The following is a 14,767-nucleotide window of genomic DNA, read 5'->3' as shown; positions in this document are numbered from 1 at the left end:
AAAGGGGCGCGGGGCTGTGCCGATGTGCGGCTCCGCCGCGCGAGCACGACCAGCCACGACGGCGCCGCACCGGACCGTGCGTCCCCTGAGCAACCCGCACGAGATCCACCGCGATGCGACAGCGCCCTAAAGGGGCGCGGGGCTGTGTCGATATGCGGCTCTGCCGCGCGGGCGCGACCAGCCACGACGGCCCCGCAGCGTAAAACCGGCACACAGCGCCCGCGGCGGAGCCGCACATCGACACGGCCGATGGCCCGCTCATCCCCGCAACGCCCCCTCCGCCGCCCCCACGACCGCCTCGGCCACCCCCGCCAACGCAGGCGAGTCCAACTTCCACTGCTGCCAGTACAGCGGAACGTCGACCGACCGCGACGGCGCGAAGTTCACCAGCCGCCCGGCACCCAGCAGCGGAGCGGCCTGCATCTCCGGCACCATCCCCCACCCCAGCCCCGCCGCGACGGCCTCGACGAACCCCTCCGAGGTCGGCACGAGATGCCGTACCGCACTCGCACCGCCCTGCCCCCGCCGCAGCCGCCGTACGAAGGAGTCCTGGAAGTCGTCCCGCCGGTCGAAGGTGATCACCGGTGCTTCGGCCAGCGAATCCCGCAACAGGCCGCCACTCAGATACGTCTCCCTGAACTCCGGGCTCGCCACCGGGAGATAGCGCATTCGTCCCAGCGCCCGCACCGAGCACCCCGGCACCGCGTCCGGTGACGACGTCACCGCCGCCATGACCAAGCCCTCGCGGAGCAGGGCCGCCGTATGGTCCTCGTCCTCGCGGCGGAGTTCGAAGCAGACGCGGAGTTCGCGCGGGACGCGGGTGAGGGCGGGCAGGAACCAGGTGGCCAGGGAGTCGGCGTTCACGGCGACCGAGACCCGGGTCGGCTCGCCGGCGTCGCTCATGCCCAGTTCGGCGCGCGCGTCCCGTTCCAGGCGGGCCAGTTGACGGGCGAAGCGCACGACCACCTCGCCGGACTCGGTCGTCCGGACCGGCTTGGTGCGCAGGAGCAGGACCCTGCCCGTGCGCTGTTCCAGGGCCTTCACTCGCTGGCTGACCGCCGAGGGCGTCACATGCAGTGCGGAGGCCGCCGCGTCGAACGTGCCCTCGTCCACCACCGCGAGCAGCGTCCGCACCTGATCGAGGGGAAGCTCCGAAACCATCACGAGCGCTAATGTTACGTAAGAATCTTTAGCTGTACTCCAGCCACTGGTATCCCTAGCGTCGAGGGCGTGACCAACGCTCTCTCCGCGGCGGCCGCCGGATTCGGCACCGGCCTCTCGCTCATCGTCGCCATCGGCGCCCAGAACGCCTTCGTCCTGCGCCAGGGCATCCGCCGTGATGCCGTCCTCGCAGTGGTCGGCATCTGCGCCCTCTCGGACGCCCTCCTCATCGCACTCGGTGTCGGCGGCGTCGGCGCGATCGTGGTCGCCTGGCCGGGCGCGCTGACGGCGGTCGGCCTCATCGGCGGCGCCTTTCTGCTCTGCTACGGCGTCCTCGCCGCCCGCCGGGTGTTCCGCCCCGCCGCCCTCCAGGCCGAGGGCGAGTCGACCGGCTCGCGCCGCCGGGCCGTCCTCACCTGTCTGGCGATGACCTGGCTCAACCCGCACGTCTACCTGGACACCGTGTTCCTGCTCGGCTCCATCGCAGCCGCCCGCGGCCCGCTGCGCTGGACCTTCGGACTCGGCGCGGTCTGCGCCAGCCTGTGCTGGTTCACCGCGCTCGGCTTCGGCGCCCGCCTGCTCGGCCGCTTCCTCGCCAAGCCCTCGGCCTGGCGGGTGCTGGACGGCCTGGTCGCCGCGACGATGATCGGTCTCGGCGCGATGCTCGTCGCCGGGGCGTGAGACGGCGGATTCGGCTGCCGCAGCCGATCGTCGCCGGGGCGTGAGACGGCGGATTCGGCTGCCGCAGCCGGTGCTGAGATAGTGAACCCCGGCCGATTAGATGTAGCGAGCAACCAGGAAGCCAGTGGACACGAGCGAGAGCACCGACAGCGGCACGGAACCCGAGTCGCGGAAAGAGTCGCAGAAGGACCGGGAACCGGCGACCGGCCCCCGGCGCGGCTGGCGCCGCTGGGCGATGGACACCCGCCCCCTGCAGATCCCCGCCTACCGCCGCCTGTGGTCCTCGACCATCGTCACGGCCGTCGGCAGCCAGCTCACCGCCGTCGCCGTACCCAAGCAGATCTACGACATCACCGGCTCCTCCGCCTGGGTCGGCGCCGCCAGCATGGCCGGCCTGGTGCCGCTCATCGTGTTCGCGCTCTGGGGCGGCTCGCTCGCCGACAGCATGGACCGCCGCAAACTGCTGCTGATCACCAACAGCGGCATAGCCGTGACGTCGGTGCTGTTCTGGGTCCAGGCCGCCATCGGGCTCAACTCGGTGACCGCGCTGATGCTGCTGCTCGCCATGCAGCAGGCCTTCTGGGGCCTCAACGCGCCCGCCCGCAACGCCTCCATCGCCCGCCTCGTCCCCGCCGAGCAGCTGCCCGCCGCCAACGCCCTCGGCTCGACCGTCATGCAGACCGGGCAGGTCCTCGGACCGCTCCTCGCGGGCGCCCTCATCCCGGTCATCGGCCTGCCCGAGCTGTATCTCATCGACGCGCTGGCGCTGTGCGTCACGCTCTGGGCGGTCGTCCGGCTGCCCTCGCTGCCGCCCCTGGAGTCCGCCACACGGCGCCGCGCGGGCTGGCGGGAGATCGTCGCGGGCTTCCGCTACATCTCGCTGCACAAGGTGCTGCTGCTGTCCTTCCTCGCCGACATCATCGCGATGGTCTTCGGCATGCCCCGCGCCCTGTTCCCGCAGCTCGCCGCCCAGACGTACGCGCCCTACGGCGAGGGTCTCGCCCTCGGCTTGCTGTTCGCGGCGATCCCCATCGGGGCGGTGGTCGGCGGGCTGTTCTCCGGCACGTTCTCGCGGGCGCGACGGCACGGCTGGATGGTGATCGGCGCGGTCGTCGCCTGGGGCGCGGCCATCACCGGGTTCGGGCTGAGCAGCAACCTGTGGATCGGCGTGGTGTTCCTGGCCGCCGCCGGTGTCGCCGACATGGTCTCCATGGTGTTCCGCGGGGCGATCCTGCTGTCCGCCGCCACCGACGAGATGCGCGGCCGTATGCAAGGCGTGTTCACCGTCGTGGTGGCCGGCGGCCCGCGCCTCGCCGACGTGCTGCACGGCACGGCCGGTTCGGCCCTCGGCCCGCGTACGGCGGTCGCCGGCGGCGGCATCCTGGTCATCGTCATCATGCTGGCCCTGGCCGCCGCGGTCCCGGCGCTGCGCCGCTACCGCATCTGACCTCAGACCGGCCGATGGATCGCGTAGTGCTCCATCAGCTTGCTCCGGGTCATCGCCAGCCGGTGCGCGAGGATCTCCGCGACGATCCGGACCAGGGACAGCCCGAGCAGCGGGTCCTCCACGCTCAGGGCGAGGACGGCCGCCGCGTCGAACTCGTAGGCCCGCACGGCGCTGAACGCCTCCGCGCCGAAGTCCCACTCGTACGGCGGGAACAGCCACGACCAGCCGAGCAGGTCGCCCGCGCCGAGCGTGGCCACGGTGACCCGCTGCTGCGCGGTGACCCGCTGGTCGAGCGAGACGGCACCGGAGCGGACGACCCAGAAGCGGTCGGCCGTGCCGCCCGCCTCGAAGATCCTGGAGTCCTCGGCGAACGAGACCTCCTGCGCGACTTCCATCAGCCGTTCGCGCTGGGCCTGGGGCAGGGCGGTCAGCAGTTTTATCGCTTTGGTCATGGCACAGGGCTCCTCGCCGGCAGCGGATCCGGAATTCTCCCTACGCCCATTTCAGCCTCTGTCGACGTCCCGGGCACCTCGGGGGACGGAATCGGGCATGAAAAAGCCCTGGCTGGACGGGGGAGACCAGCCAGGGCCGTTAAGCGGTGGCGCCGGAGGACGATACGGTCGACTCCGAGACCACGTATGAGTGAACCGTAAACCATCCACGGGCATTTCGTACCCACTTCAACCGGTCGCGTGACCGGTTTCACTTCGTCGCATGCTGACCAGGGGTCACGATCTCGTCCAGCACCCGCAGCACGACCTCGTAGGCCACTTCCCTTACGGCGTCGCCCTGTTGGGACCACGTCTGCACCTCCTGGGCGGCGAAGGCCCGGGCCCGCCGGATGCGCCGCAACAGTTCGTCCGAGTCCACGACATCAGTCATGGCCGTCGCCTACCCAGGCGCGCGCGGTTCACTTCACCGGCGCCGCGATCGGTACGTCGAGCGGCCGTGCCAGGCCGGTCACGGCCTCGTCGAGGCGTTGCAGATGCCGCAGCACACGGTCCGTGACCCGCCCGTAGCGCGGGGTCCCCGGCGTCCCGGGCCGCAGCAGGGACGCGATGCTCGGCCCGGTCTCGATCTCGCCGACGGCGTCCCCGTCGGAGACATGGGCGCTGATCACTCCGATGTTGTGCACGATCCGGCGCCCCGCCTCACGCAGCCGGGGATCGGCCGCTATCGACGGATGCGTGGGCAGCAGCTCGGCGGTCGCCGCCAGATACCGCGCGTGGTACGCGCAGGTCTCCAGGAGCGCGACGACGTACCGCGCGGTGTCCCGCCGCGCCCGCAACGGCGTGATCGGGTGTGTCAACGGCTGCGTGGACGCGCTCAGATCGGCCAGCGCCTGGTCCAAGTCCCGTGCCTTGTCGAGCAGCTCGGCCGGGGCCCCACCGCTGAGCTGGTCGACGGCGGCCTCGGTGACGTCCGTGAGCCGCGCCAGCACGGTGCCGAGCAGCTCGTTCGTACGGCGGTCCGTGTGCACCGGCAGCACCAGCGCCGCCGCGACCACCCCGCAGGCCGCGCCGAGCGCCGTCTCCTCGATCCGCAGCAGCAGCACCGACGCGCTGTAGGTGTGCAGCAGCGTGTAGAGCAGGCCCAGCATCGCGGTGACGAAGAAGGACATCAGGGTGTACGACAGCGGTGCCGTGTAGAACATCGCGAAGATGAACAGCAGCACCAGCGCGAACGCCGTCCAGGTGTGATGCCCGACCAGGCCCGCGAGACCGATACCGGCCACGACCCCCAGGACCGTGCCCAGCAGCCGCCGGTAGCCCTTGACGAGGATCTCGCCCGTGGACGAGGTGTTGAGGAACACGATCCAGCAGGTCAGCACCGCCCAGTACCAGCGCTGACTGGACAGGAACTCGCCGCCGATGATGGCCAGCGAGGACCCGACGGCGACCTGCACGGCCGCCCGCGTCGTCGGCCGCCGTAGCCCCGTGCGCTCCGCGTCCTCCTGTTCGGCCTCCTCGCTGCCCGCGATGGAGACGTCCTCCGCGTCCAGCTCCTCGCGGGAGCGGGTCGTCGCGGGCGTGTCCTCCGACTCGTCCTGCGGCCCGTCCACGGCGATCCGCAGCCCCAGCACCGCACGCCCGGCTTCACCGATGCCCCGGAACACGTCCTGCACGGCGTCCGAGGCGGGCGGCAGGTTCTCCTCCTCGCGGTAGCCCAGCAGCCGGTTGCGCACATGCGCCAGCCCGGTGCCCGAGTCCGTCCCCGCCGGCCGCAGGACGAGCAGGCGCAGCGCCTCCAGGTCGCGGCGCAGCGTGTCGGTCGCCTCGTCCCGCACCGGCAGCCGGTCGGCCACGGGGACCGGTGCGCCCGGCAGATGCAGGGTGAGGGTGTGGCCGCGCTCGGCGCTGCGGGCGGTGAGCAGCAGGAGCCCGAGCCGTTCGGCGGCCACCTCGGCGTCGGCGATACGGCGCTGCACGAGCCGTGCCACCGTCTCGTCGGAGGTGCCGTCCTCCAGCCGGCCCTGGATCAGCAGAGCCGTCTCGTGCAGGCGCGCGGTGCCCTCGCGTACGTCGACGAGGGCCTTCTCCATGTCGTCGGGGCCGGCGTCGAGCAACGCGAGCTGCGCGGTGACGAGTTGGGCGAACCGCGCCCGGAACGCCCGCCGCAGCCGGTCCAGCGTCCCGGTGGGCGTCTCCGGCACCAGCGCGAACCGCACCAGCGCGCTGCACGCGAAGGCGACGCCGAGCACGCCGTAGAGCCGTGGCAGTGCGGAGACGGTCGCGCCGACGAACAGGGACAGGAAGTAGATCTGGAAGCCGATCAGACCGAGGGCCGTGCCGCGGTCGCCGAACCGGCGGCTGTAGACGGCGCCGAAGATCAGCAGGACGAAGAAGACGTCACCGGCGACGACCCGCGAGTTCAGCAGCGCGCTCAGTGACACCGAGGCGAGCGCCACCGGCAGTCCCAGCGCGAGCGTCACCGCCTGCTGGGTGCGCTGCTTCTCGCGGATGGCGAACGTGGAGACCATCGCCGCCATCGCCCCGGCGACCAGATGCGGTACCGAGGCCCGCACCAGGGAGAGCACGGTCAGCGTGAGGGCGATCGAGGCCACCGTCCGCAGTCCGGCCGTCAGCCGCAGCAGTCCGGGATCGGACGCCGCGACGCGATACCGCACCCGTGCCCACGCCGCCCGTCCCACTGCCCTCACGCCGCCGTACTCTCCCCAGGTTCACATCAAGATCCGTGCCACCGATGCTACGGCTCCTGGGTCCCGGCCCCCTCGATGCGGTCCCGTACCTGCTCCGGCGACAGATACGAGTCGGTGTACTCGAAGTCCTTCAGCGTGGCCGGCTTGCGGGCCTGGAAGCCGGTGCGCACGAAGTCGTCGCCGGCCAGCGCGTTGAGCGTCCAGTTCGTCGCGACGCGGACCTTGGCGACGTTCGTGCGCAGCGCCGACCAGTGATAGCCGCGGGCCACGACCTGGGCGGGAAAACCGCGCAGTTCGATGCCGAGCGGCTTGGACACCGCGTCCTTGCCGCCGAGGTCCACGACCAGCCCGAGGTCCTTGTGGACGTACTGCTTCAGGGGCTGGTTGCGGAGCGTCGCGATCACGTTCTCGGCGACCACCTTGCCCTGCCGCATGGCGTGCTGCGCGGTCGGCGGGCAGATCGCGCCGTCCCCGCCCTTGGCCTCGTCCGGCACCGCACCGGCGTCACCGAGCGCGAACACCCCGTCGTGTCCGGGCAGGTTCATGTCGGCGGTGACCGCGAGCCGACCCCGCACCGTCTCCGCGCCCAGCGTCGCGATGAGCGGGCTGGCGACCACACCGGCCGTCCAGATCAGCGTGCGGGTCGGCACCACCCGGCCGTCGGTGAAGGTGACCTCCTCCGGCCCCGCCTTGGCGATCGAGACACCCAGGGAGATGTCGATACCGCGCTTGGTCAGGATCTCCTGCGCGCTCTTGCCCAGCTTGTCGCCCAGCTCGGGCATGAGCTTCGGCGCGATGTCGATGAGGTGCCACTTGATCAGACCCGGGTCGATCCGGGGGTAGCGCTTCACCGCGGCGTGCGTCAGCTTCTGCAGACAGGCGGCCGTCTCCGTACCGGCGTAACCACCGCCGACGACCACGAACTGGAGCCGCGACGCCTTCTCCGCCGGGTCGTCGCTCGCGTCCGCGAGGTCCAGCTGGGTGATGACGTGGTCGCGGATGTAGGCGGCCTCCGCGAGGGTCTTCATCCCGAAGGCGTGATCCGTCAGCCCGGGGATGTCGAAGGTACGGGTGATGCTGCCGGGGGAGAGCACGATGTAGTCGTAGGGCTCGTTCACGATCTCGTCGTTGATCGTGCGGATCACACAGACCTTGGCCTTGATGTCCACACCGATCGCGCCGCCCGGGATGATCCGCGTCCGGTACTTCTTGCTGCGGCGCAGCGAGACGGCGATCGACTGCGGGGTCAGGACGCCGGAGGCGACCTGGGGCAGCAGGGGCAGATAGAGCTGGTAGGAGAACGGCGTCACCAGCGTGACGTCGGCTTCCTCCGGGGTCAGTTTCCTCTCCAGGCGGCGAACGCACTCCACTCCTGCGAAGCCTGCGCCAACCACCAGGATCCTCGGTCGTGTCACGGTGTTCATCCCTTCTGCGGCTCCAGGCGGTCTGCCTCGACGCCGTACGCCTGCCCCTGGATCGCTGCCTCGCACCACATCGATCCCACCGTGCCGGGAGCCGTTCCGCCAGCTGAGCGCGGCAGGCAGACGAACGCGTGGGCACCAGCATGCCCCGCCGAGGCCCGCCGTACGCCGCGGACACATGAACAAATGCCGTACCCGAATGACCTTTGACCCGCCTGTGGACGATCACTTCGGACCGTAGAGTGCACGCCATGTCGCACACTCAGCCCGATCCGGGGTCAGGCTTCCGCACCCAGAACATCGATGCCGGCAACGTGACGCGGCTGGTGGCCGCGCTCGACATCCAGGAAGCCAATCCAGGCGTACGACGACTGCGCGCATGGGCCCAGGAGGCCCTTGCCCCGGGCAGCGGGGAACGCGTTCTCGACGTCGGGGCCGGCACCGGCTCGACCACCCGTGAACTGGCCGCGGCCGTCGGCCCGGACGGGTCGGCGCTCGGCGTCGAGCCCAACCCCGGGCTGCGCGCGGTCGCCGAGGAACGCGCCGCGTCGGACGGGAACACGGCCCGCTTCACGGACGGCGACGCGCTGTCCCTGCCGGTGCCCGACGCCTCCGTGGACGTCGTCTGGTGCGAACGGGTGCTCCAGCACCTCGCGGAACCGGACAAGGCCGTCGCCGAGATGGCCCGCGTGCTGCGCCCCGGCGGGCGCGTGGCCCTGCTCGACACCGACTGGGCGACCACGATCCTGCACCCGGGCGACCCCGAGGTCACGGCCGCGTTCACCACCGGCGCCCTCACCGGGGCGGCCAACCCCTACTCGGGACGCCGGCTCGTCGGCCAGCTCAGCGCGGCCGGACTCGTCGTCGACGACCGCGGCTCGCAGGCGCTGCTCCAGGACCACCGGTCGGTGGCCTGGCCGCTGATCCGCATGCTCGGCGAGTCCGCGGTCCGCCGCGGCGCCCTGACCGAGACCCAGCGCGACCGCGCCTACGCCGACCTCACCGAGGCCGCGGAGCGCGGCGCGCTGCACATGTCCGTCACGATGTTCGCGGTCGTCGCCCACCGCCCGGAATGACCGTCGGTGGGGGTGACCCCTCCCCGGGATGACCCCCGTCCGGTGACCTAGCGGAACACGTTGTCCGCGTCGTCCCAGCCCGCGAGCTGTTCCTCCGCCGACTGCTGCGGGGCACGCGCGCGTGCCTGGTACATCGCGTCGATCTCGAACGCGTAGTGCCGCACGATCGCGTCCCTGCGCAGCTTCATCGACGGCGTCAGGAGCCCGCCCGCGACGTCGAACGGATGCGGGAGCACCCGGAACACCCGGATCGACTCGGCGCGCCCCACAGGGCTGTTGGCGGCCGCCACGGCCCGCGTGATCTCCTCCCGCAGCGCGTTCTCCTCCCGCGCCTCCCGGCCCCGCGCGTCGCTCTGCAGCGCGAGACCGGCCCGCCAGTGCGCCACGAACTCCGGGTCCAGGGTCAGCAGCGCCCCCACACAGGGACGGTCGTCGCCCACGACCACCGCCTGATGGATCAGCGGATGCATCCGCAGCCGGTTCTCCAGCGCGGCCGGCGCGACGCTCTTGCCGCTGCTGGTGATGATGATGTCCTTCTTGCGGCCGGTGATCGTCAGATAGCCCTCGGTGTCCAGCCGCCCGATGTCCCCGGTGGCCAGCCAGCCCGAGTGCATCACGGCCCGGGTCGCCCGCTCGTCGTTGATGTAGCCCTGGAACACCGAGGGCCCGTGCACCAGGATCTCCCCGTCCTCCGCGACCCGGATCTCCGTGCCCGGCAGCGCCTGCCCCACCGTGCCGATCTTCTCCCGGCCCAGCGGCTGCATCGTGATCCCGCCGGCGGTCTCCGTCAGCCCGTAGCCGTCGTGCACGAGGATGCCGATACCCGAGTAGAACAAGGACAGTTCACGGTTCAGGGGAGAACCGCCCGACGTCGCGCGGACCACCCGGCCGCCCAGCGCCGACCGCAGCTTGCGGTACACCGTCCGCTCGAACACGGCGTGTTGGAGCCGGAGATCGAAACCGGGGCCCGAACCCCGGCCGAGTCTGTGCCGCTCCTCGGCCGCCGCGAAGTCCCGCGCGGTCGAGGCGGCACGCTCGAACAGGGCGCCGCGGCCCGTCTGTTGGGCCGTACGGAGAAAGTTCTTGTAGATCTTCTCGAAGATCGACGGCACCGCGTACAGGTAGGTCGGCCGGAACGTACGCAGCGCCGACACCAGCGCCGCCTCCGTCATCTCCGGCTCGTGCGCCATCAGCCAGCCGCCGCGCATGCACAGCCCCTGGATCATCAGCCCGTACACGTGCGAGAAGGGCAGGAAGGCCAGCACGGCCGGCTGTTCACCGGGCGGCGCCGCCGTGTGCGACCAGCCCGCGAGCAGCGTGTCGCAGGGGCTGGCCAGACTGCGGTGGCTCAGCGCGCAGCCCATGGGGCGGCCCGAGGTGCCCGAGGTGTAGGCGATGACCGCGGTCGAGTCCGGCATCACGATCCGGCGCAGCGAGTCCACCGTGGTCTGCGGGATGTACGTGCCCCGCTCCATGATCTGGGCCAGCGCCCCGGAGTCCAGCTGCCAGACGTGGCGCAGCAGCGGAAGCGCGGCACACACCGTGCCGACGGTCATGATGCCCTGCTCGTCCTCCACGACCACGGCCACGCAGTTGGCGTCGCGCAGTATCCACTCGACCTGCTCGCGCGAGGAGGTCGGGTGCACCGGCACGACCTCGGCGCCGACCGCCCACAGGGCGTGGCTGAGCACGGTCCACTCGTAACGGGTACGGGCCATGATCGCGACCCGGCTGCCCGGCGATATCCCGGAGGCGATCAACCCCTTGGCCAGATCGACGACTTCGTCCCGCAGCTCCACGGCCGTCACCTCCTCCCATTCGGTGGAGGACGGGTCCTGCTTGCGTGCGATCAGAGGGAGGGTGGGATGGAGGACCGCGGTCTCGAAGATGCTGTCGGCGAGGCCGCCGTTGAGGGTGGAGGTGGGGGGTGGAGCGACGGCGAAGTCGCGCATGCGCTGCTCCTGGGTTGTACGGGGCGTGACTCTGCCGATCATTGCTGTTATCGACGGTGCTCGAATGTAGCCCAGGTGTGAGCGTTTGGTGAGGGGAACCGTGAAGTGCCCCTGCGGAGTTTGATGGTTCGGTGGGACCGACCTGACAAAGCGGGGGGTACGAGGACATGAACGCGGTGGATCTCGGCGAGTTGAGGGCGCGGGACTTCGGTTACCTGGACGCCGAAGGGCACACCTGTCTCGACTGCACGGGCGCCGGACTCGCCCCGACCTCCCTGGTCCGGGCCGGCGCCGAGCGCATCAGTCCGTACGTCAGCCCGAAGAAGAACGCCCCGAACGCGATCCAGAACATGATCATCGCCGTGGACCCCGGATCGGGCGCCGCCGGATCGAACGCCCCCGCCCGGAACAGCACCGCGAACATCGCCACGATCATCACCGGCGAACCCACGAACACGGCGACGGACAGCCGGTTGTGAACCAGTAGCGCCGTCGTACGGCGGGTCAGCAGCGCCCGCTGGCGTACGGCACCGACGCGCGCCGGACCGTGCGCGAGGGATGTAGAGACCCGCTCCGTATGCCGCACCGGGGCAGGCCCCTCCGCACGCTTCCCTTCCGCCACCCCCGCGTACACGTCCTCCGCCGTCTCCGCCCCGAACGCTCCGAGCAACGCGTCCGGCGCCCCCACGAACGCGACCGCCCCACCCGGCGAGAGGAACACGATCTGATCGCGGCGCGGCAGATCGGCCAGCACATGTGTCGTCAGTACGGCCGTGGTCCCGGACTCGGCCAGACCGCGCAGGGTCGCCGGCAGCGCGGCGCCCGTCACCGGATCGAGCCCGGACGTGGGCTCGTCGAGGAACAGCACCCTGGGCCGGATCAGCAACTCGGCCGCGAGACACGCCCGTTTACGCTCCCCGCCGCTCAGCGCCCGCACCGGAGTGTCGGCACGCTGTGTGAGACCGAGGACGTCGAGCACCTCCGTCACCCGCGCCGACACCGTCCCGCCCGGCATCCGCAACCGCCCCGCGTACTGCAGCGTGCGCCGCAACGGCAGCTCACGGAGGATCACGTCCTCCTGCGGCACGTACCCGAACTCCGGTCCGGGCGGCCCCGGTTGGGCACCGTCGTGCAGTACGTCCCCCGAGGTCGGGGCCTGGAGTCCCGCGAGGGTCTGCAGCAGCACCGTCTTGCCCGTGTCGCTGCTCCCCGCGATGACCACCAGCCGCCCGGCCTCGACCTCGAACGACACGTCGTCCAACACCCGCCCGGCGCCCCGCACTTCCTGCGTGATGTCCCGCAACTCCAGGCGCAGGCCGGTTAATCGGGTGGCGTCAGAGTGGATCGGCGTCGGCATGGGAGCAGGATGTCACCCCGGTGTCAGCCACACCGTCGCGAGAGGCGGGAGGGTGAGCCGGATGTGGCCGTCCTCCGGTTTGATCGGGTCGGGGTTCCCGACATCGCTGCCGCCGTAGAGCGCGGCGTCCGTGTTGAGGGTCTCCTGCCAGGCCGGGATCTCGTCGGGGACACCGAGACGGTAGTCGTGGCGTACGACGGGGGAGAAGTTGCTGACGGCGAGAAGCGGCGAGCCCTCCGCGTCGAACCTCAGGAACGCGAAGACGTTGTCCTCGGCCGCGTCGCCCATCACCCATCGGAAGCCGCCGGGGTCGGTGTCGCGCTGCCAGAGGGCGGGGGTCGCACGGTAGGCGGTGTTGAGGTCGCGGACGAGGTCCTGGACGCCCCGGTGATCGGGCGCGGCCTCGTAAGCGGGGTCGAGGAGCCCCCAGTCGGGGCCGTGGGACTCGGACCACTCCGCGCCCTGGGCGAACTCCTGGCCCATGAAGAGGAGTTGCTTGCCGGGGTGGGCCCACATGAATCCCAGATACGCGCGGTGGTCGGCGCGCTGCTGCCACCAGTCGCCCGGCATCTTCGACACCAACGACCGCTTCCCGTGGACGACTTCGTCGTGGGAGATCGGGAGGACGTAGTTCTCGCTGTACGCGTACACCATGGAGAAGGTCATCTCGTGGTGGTGGAACTTGCGGTGCACAGGCTCGTGCGACATGTAGTCGAGCGAGTCGTGCATCCAGCCCATGTTCCACTTGAACCCGAAGCCAAGACCGCCGGTGTCGGTCGGCCGGGTCACCCCGTCCCAGGCGGTCGACTCCTCGGCGATCGTCACGACACCGGGCACCCTGCGGTACACGGTCGCGTTCATCTCCTGGAGGAAGGCCATCGCGTCCAGATCCTCGCGCCCGCCATGGACGTTCGGGGTCCACTGACCCGAGTCGCGTGAGTAGTCGAGGTAGAGCATCGAGGCGACCGCGTCCACGCGCAGGCCGTCGATGTGGAACTCCTGGCACCAGTAAACGGCGTTCGCCACAAGGAAGTTGCGCACCTCGGTCCGCCCGAGGTCGAACTCGTACGTCCCCCAGTCCGGATGCTCGGCCCGCCGCGCGTCCCCGGGTTCGTACAGCGGCTCCCCGTCGAACCGGGCCAACGCCCAGTCGTCCTTGGGGAAGTGCGCCGGAACCCAGTCCATGATCACGCCGACACCGGCCCGGTGGCACGCGTCGACGAGGAACTTGAAGTCGTCCGGGGTGCCCATGCGGGAGGTCGGCGCGTAGAAGCCGGTGACCTGGTAGCCCCAGGAACCGCCGAAGGGGTGCTCGGCCACCGGCATGAACTCGACGTGGGTGAAGCCCAGTTCGTTCACGTAGACGGGGAGTTCGACGGCCAGCTGACGATACGTCAAGCCCTGTCGCCAGGAGGCGAGATGGACCTCGTAGACCGAGAAGGGCGCCTCGTGGACCGGGGTTTCCGTCCGCCGCGCGAGCCAGTCCTCGTCGCCCCACTCGTAGTGCGAGGCCGTCACGATGGACGCCGTGGCGGGCGGCACCTCCGTACGGCGGGCCATCGGGTCGGCCTTGAGGAAGCGCTCGCCACTCCGGGCGGTGATCTCAAACTTGTAGCGGGCGTCCTCGCCCACACCCGGCAGGAACAACTCCCACACGCCCGACGAACCGAGCGACCGCATCGGGAAGGCCGTACCGTCCCAGGAGCTGAACTCCCCGGCGACACGCACCCCTTGGGCGTTCGGCGCCCACACGGTGAAGCGGGTGCCGGCCACCCCGCCGTGCGTCATCGGCTCCGCGCCGAGCGCCTTCCACAGCTCCTCGTGCCGCCCCTCCTTGATGAGGTGCAGGTCGAGTTCACCGAGGGCGGGCAGGAAGGCGTACGGGTCGTGGACCTCGTGCTCGTCGCCCTCCGCGTACGACACCAACAGCGTGTACGCCGGGGGGAGTTGGTCGAGCGGGAGCATGCCGGAGAAGAGACCGCCGCCCTCCGAGACGAGCGGGCTGCGCGTCCCGTCGATCAGGACGCTCACGGCACGGGCGTACGGACGCAGTGCCCGGAAGGCGATCCCGCCCGGCACCGGATGCGCGCCGAGGAGTGCGTGCGGGTCGTGGTGGGCGCCGGCGAGGAGGCGGTCGCGGTCGGTCGGGTCCAGGGGAGCGGATGCCAGGGGACCGCCCGCGCCCAGGGGAACCGGAGCGGTCTTGGGCGAGGCGACCGCGGGCCGGGAGACGGCGCCGGACAGGCCCTCGTGCGCTCGGCCGGCTGTTGTGGGCGAGCCGTTCGTCTCCGGTGCCTCGGTCGCGGTTCGGTCGGCGGTCTCCGGTGGGCCGAGTACGGCCGGGCTGGAGGCCATTGGTGCGGCGCGTCGGCTCGGTTCTCCCGTTTCAGGGCCGGCTGTTGTGGGCGAGTTGTTCGTCTCTGGAGCTTCGGTCGCGGTCCGGTCGGCGGTCTCCGGCAGGCCGGGCGTGGCCGGGCCGCGGGCGTCCGGTGCGGCGGACCCGGTCGGTTCG

The 14,767-nt window shown here is 71.0% G+C and carries 11 protein-coding genes; 3 read left to right on the top strand and 8 right to left on the bottom strand.

The features are described from left to right. Nucleotides 1-258: 258 nt before the first annotated feature. On the bottom strand, nucleotides 259-1,161 hold the full coding sequence (locus OG407_RS04235; RefSeq protein WP_405868271.1) for a LysR family transcriptional regulator ArgP: 903 nt from the start codon (nucleotides 1,159-1,161) through the stop codon (nucleotides 259-261). Nucleotides 1,162-1,230: 69 nt separating this feature from the next. On the opposite strand from OG407_RS04235, the gene OG407_RS04230 reads away from it, so the two are divergent. Both OG407_RS04230 and OG407_RS04225 read left to right on the top strand, forming a co-directional pair. Continuing rightward, a complete protein-coding gene (locus tag OG407_RS04230) occupies nucleotides 1,231-1,842 on the top strand; it encodes a LysE/ArgO family amino acid transporter (RefSeq protein ID WP_405855120.1) in 612 nt (203 codons plus the stop codon). A gap of 124 nt (nucleotides 1,843-1,966) precedes the next feature. Then, entirely contained in the window at nucleotides 1,967-3,289 is a 1,323-nt protein-coding gene (locus OG407_RS04225; RefSeq protein ID WP_405855118.1) for an MFS transporter, read from the top strand. 2 nt (nucleotides 3,290-3,291) lie between these two features. Here the strand turns inward: OG407_RS04225 and OG407_RS04220 are convergent, their stop codons facing one another. The 4 genes from OG407_RS04220 to OG407_RS04205 all read right to left on the bottom strand — a co-directional run bounded on the left by OG407_RS04220 (nucleotide 3,292) and on the right by OG407_RS04205 (nucleotide 7,873). Further along, nucleotides 3,292-3,741 (bottom strand): cyclic nucleotide-binding domain-containing protein, encoded by a 450-nt coding sequence (locus OG407_RS04220; RefSeq protein WP_327406446.1) that lies wholly within the window; start codon nucleotides 3,739-3,741, stop codon nucleotides 3,292-3,294. 250 nt (nucleotides 3,742-3,991) lie between these two features. After that, complete coding sequence (locus tag OG407_RS04215; protein ID WP_405855116.1) at nucleotides 3,992-4,171, bottom strand: hypothetical protein; 180 nt, start codon at nucleotides 4,169-4,171, stop codon at nucleotides 3,992-3,994. Between the two features lie 28 nt (nucleotides 4,172-4,199). After that, nucleotides 4,200-6,449 (bottom strand): FUSC family protein, encoded by a 2,250-nt coding sequence (locus OG407_RS04210; RefSeq protein ID WP_405855114.1) that lies wholly within the window; start codon nucleotides 6,447-6,449, stop codon nucleotides 4,200-4,202. A gap of 47 nt (nucleotides 6,450-6,496) precedes the next feature. Then, nucleotides 6,497-7,873, bottom strand: coding sequence for an NAD(P)/FAD-dependent oxidoreductase (locus OG407_RS04205; RefSeq protein ID WP_405855113.1), 1,377 nt, complete (start codon nucleotides 7,871-7,873; stop codon nucleotides 6,497-6,499). Between the two features lie 248 nt (nucleotides 7,874-8,121). Between OG407_RS04205 and OG407_RS04200 the strand changes: the two genes are divergently transcribed. Continuing rightward, nucleotides 8,122-8,946: a methyltransferase domain-containing protein gene (locus tag OG407_RS04200; protein WP_405855111.1), complete on the top strand. Its 825-nt coding sequence runs from the start codon at nucleotides 8,122-8,124 to the stop codon at nucleotides 8,944-8,946. Between the two features lie 47 nt (nucleotides 8,947-8,993). On the opposite strand, the gene OG407_RS04195 is transcribed toward OG407_RS04200, so the two are convergent. The 3 genes from OG407_RS04195 to glgB all read right to left on the bottom strand — a co-directional run bounded on the left by OG407_RS04195 (nucleotide 8,994) and on the right by glgB (nucleotide 14,610). After that, a complete protein-coding gene (locus tag OG407_RS04195; RefSeq protein WP_405855109.1) occupies nucleotides 8,994-10,898 on the bottom strand; it encodes an AMP-dependent synthetase/ligase in 1,905 nt (634 codons plus the stop codon). Between the two features lie 211 nt (nucleotides 10,899-11,109). Next, complete coding sequence (locus OG407_RS04190) at nucleotides 11,110-12,255, bottom strand: ABC transporter ATP-binding protein (protein WP_405855107.1); 1,146 nt, start codon at nucleotides 12,253-12,255, stop codon at nucleotides 11,110-11,112. A 12-nt stretch (nucleotides 12,256-12,267) separates the two neighbouring features. Continuing rightward, a complete protein-coding gene (glgB, locus tag OG407_RS04185) occupies nucleotides 12,268-14,610 on the bottom strand; it encodes a 1,4-alpha-glucan branching enzyme (protein WP_405868269.1) in 2,343 nt (780 codons plus the stop codon). Nucleotides 14,611-14,767: the final 157 nt, after the last annotated feature.

This window comes from Streptomyces sp. NBC_01515, from assembly GCF_045040345.1.
Lineage (GTDB): Bacteria > Actinomycetota > Actinomycetes > Streptomycetales > Streptomycetaceae > Streptomyces.
The sequence above is the reverse complement of the archived record's forward strand: the minus strand, read 5'-3'. Positions and strand labels throughout refer to the sequence as shown.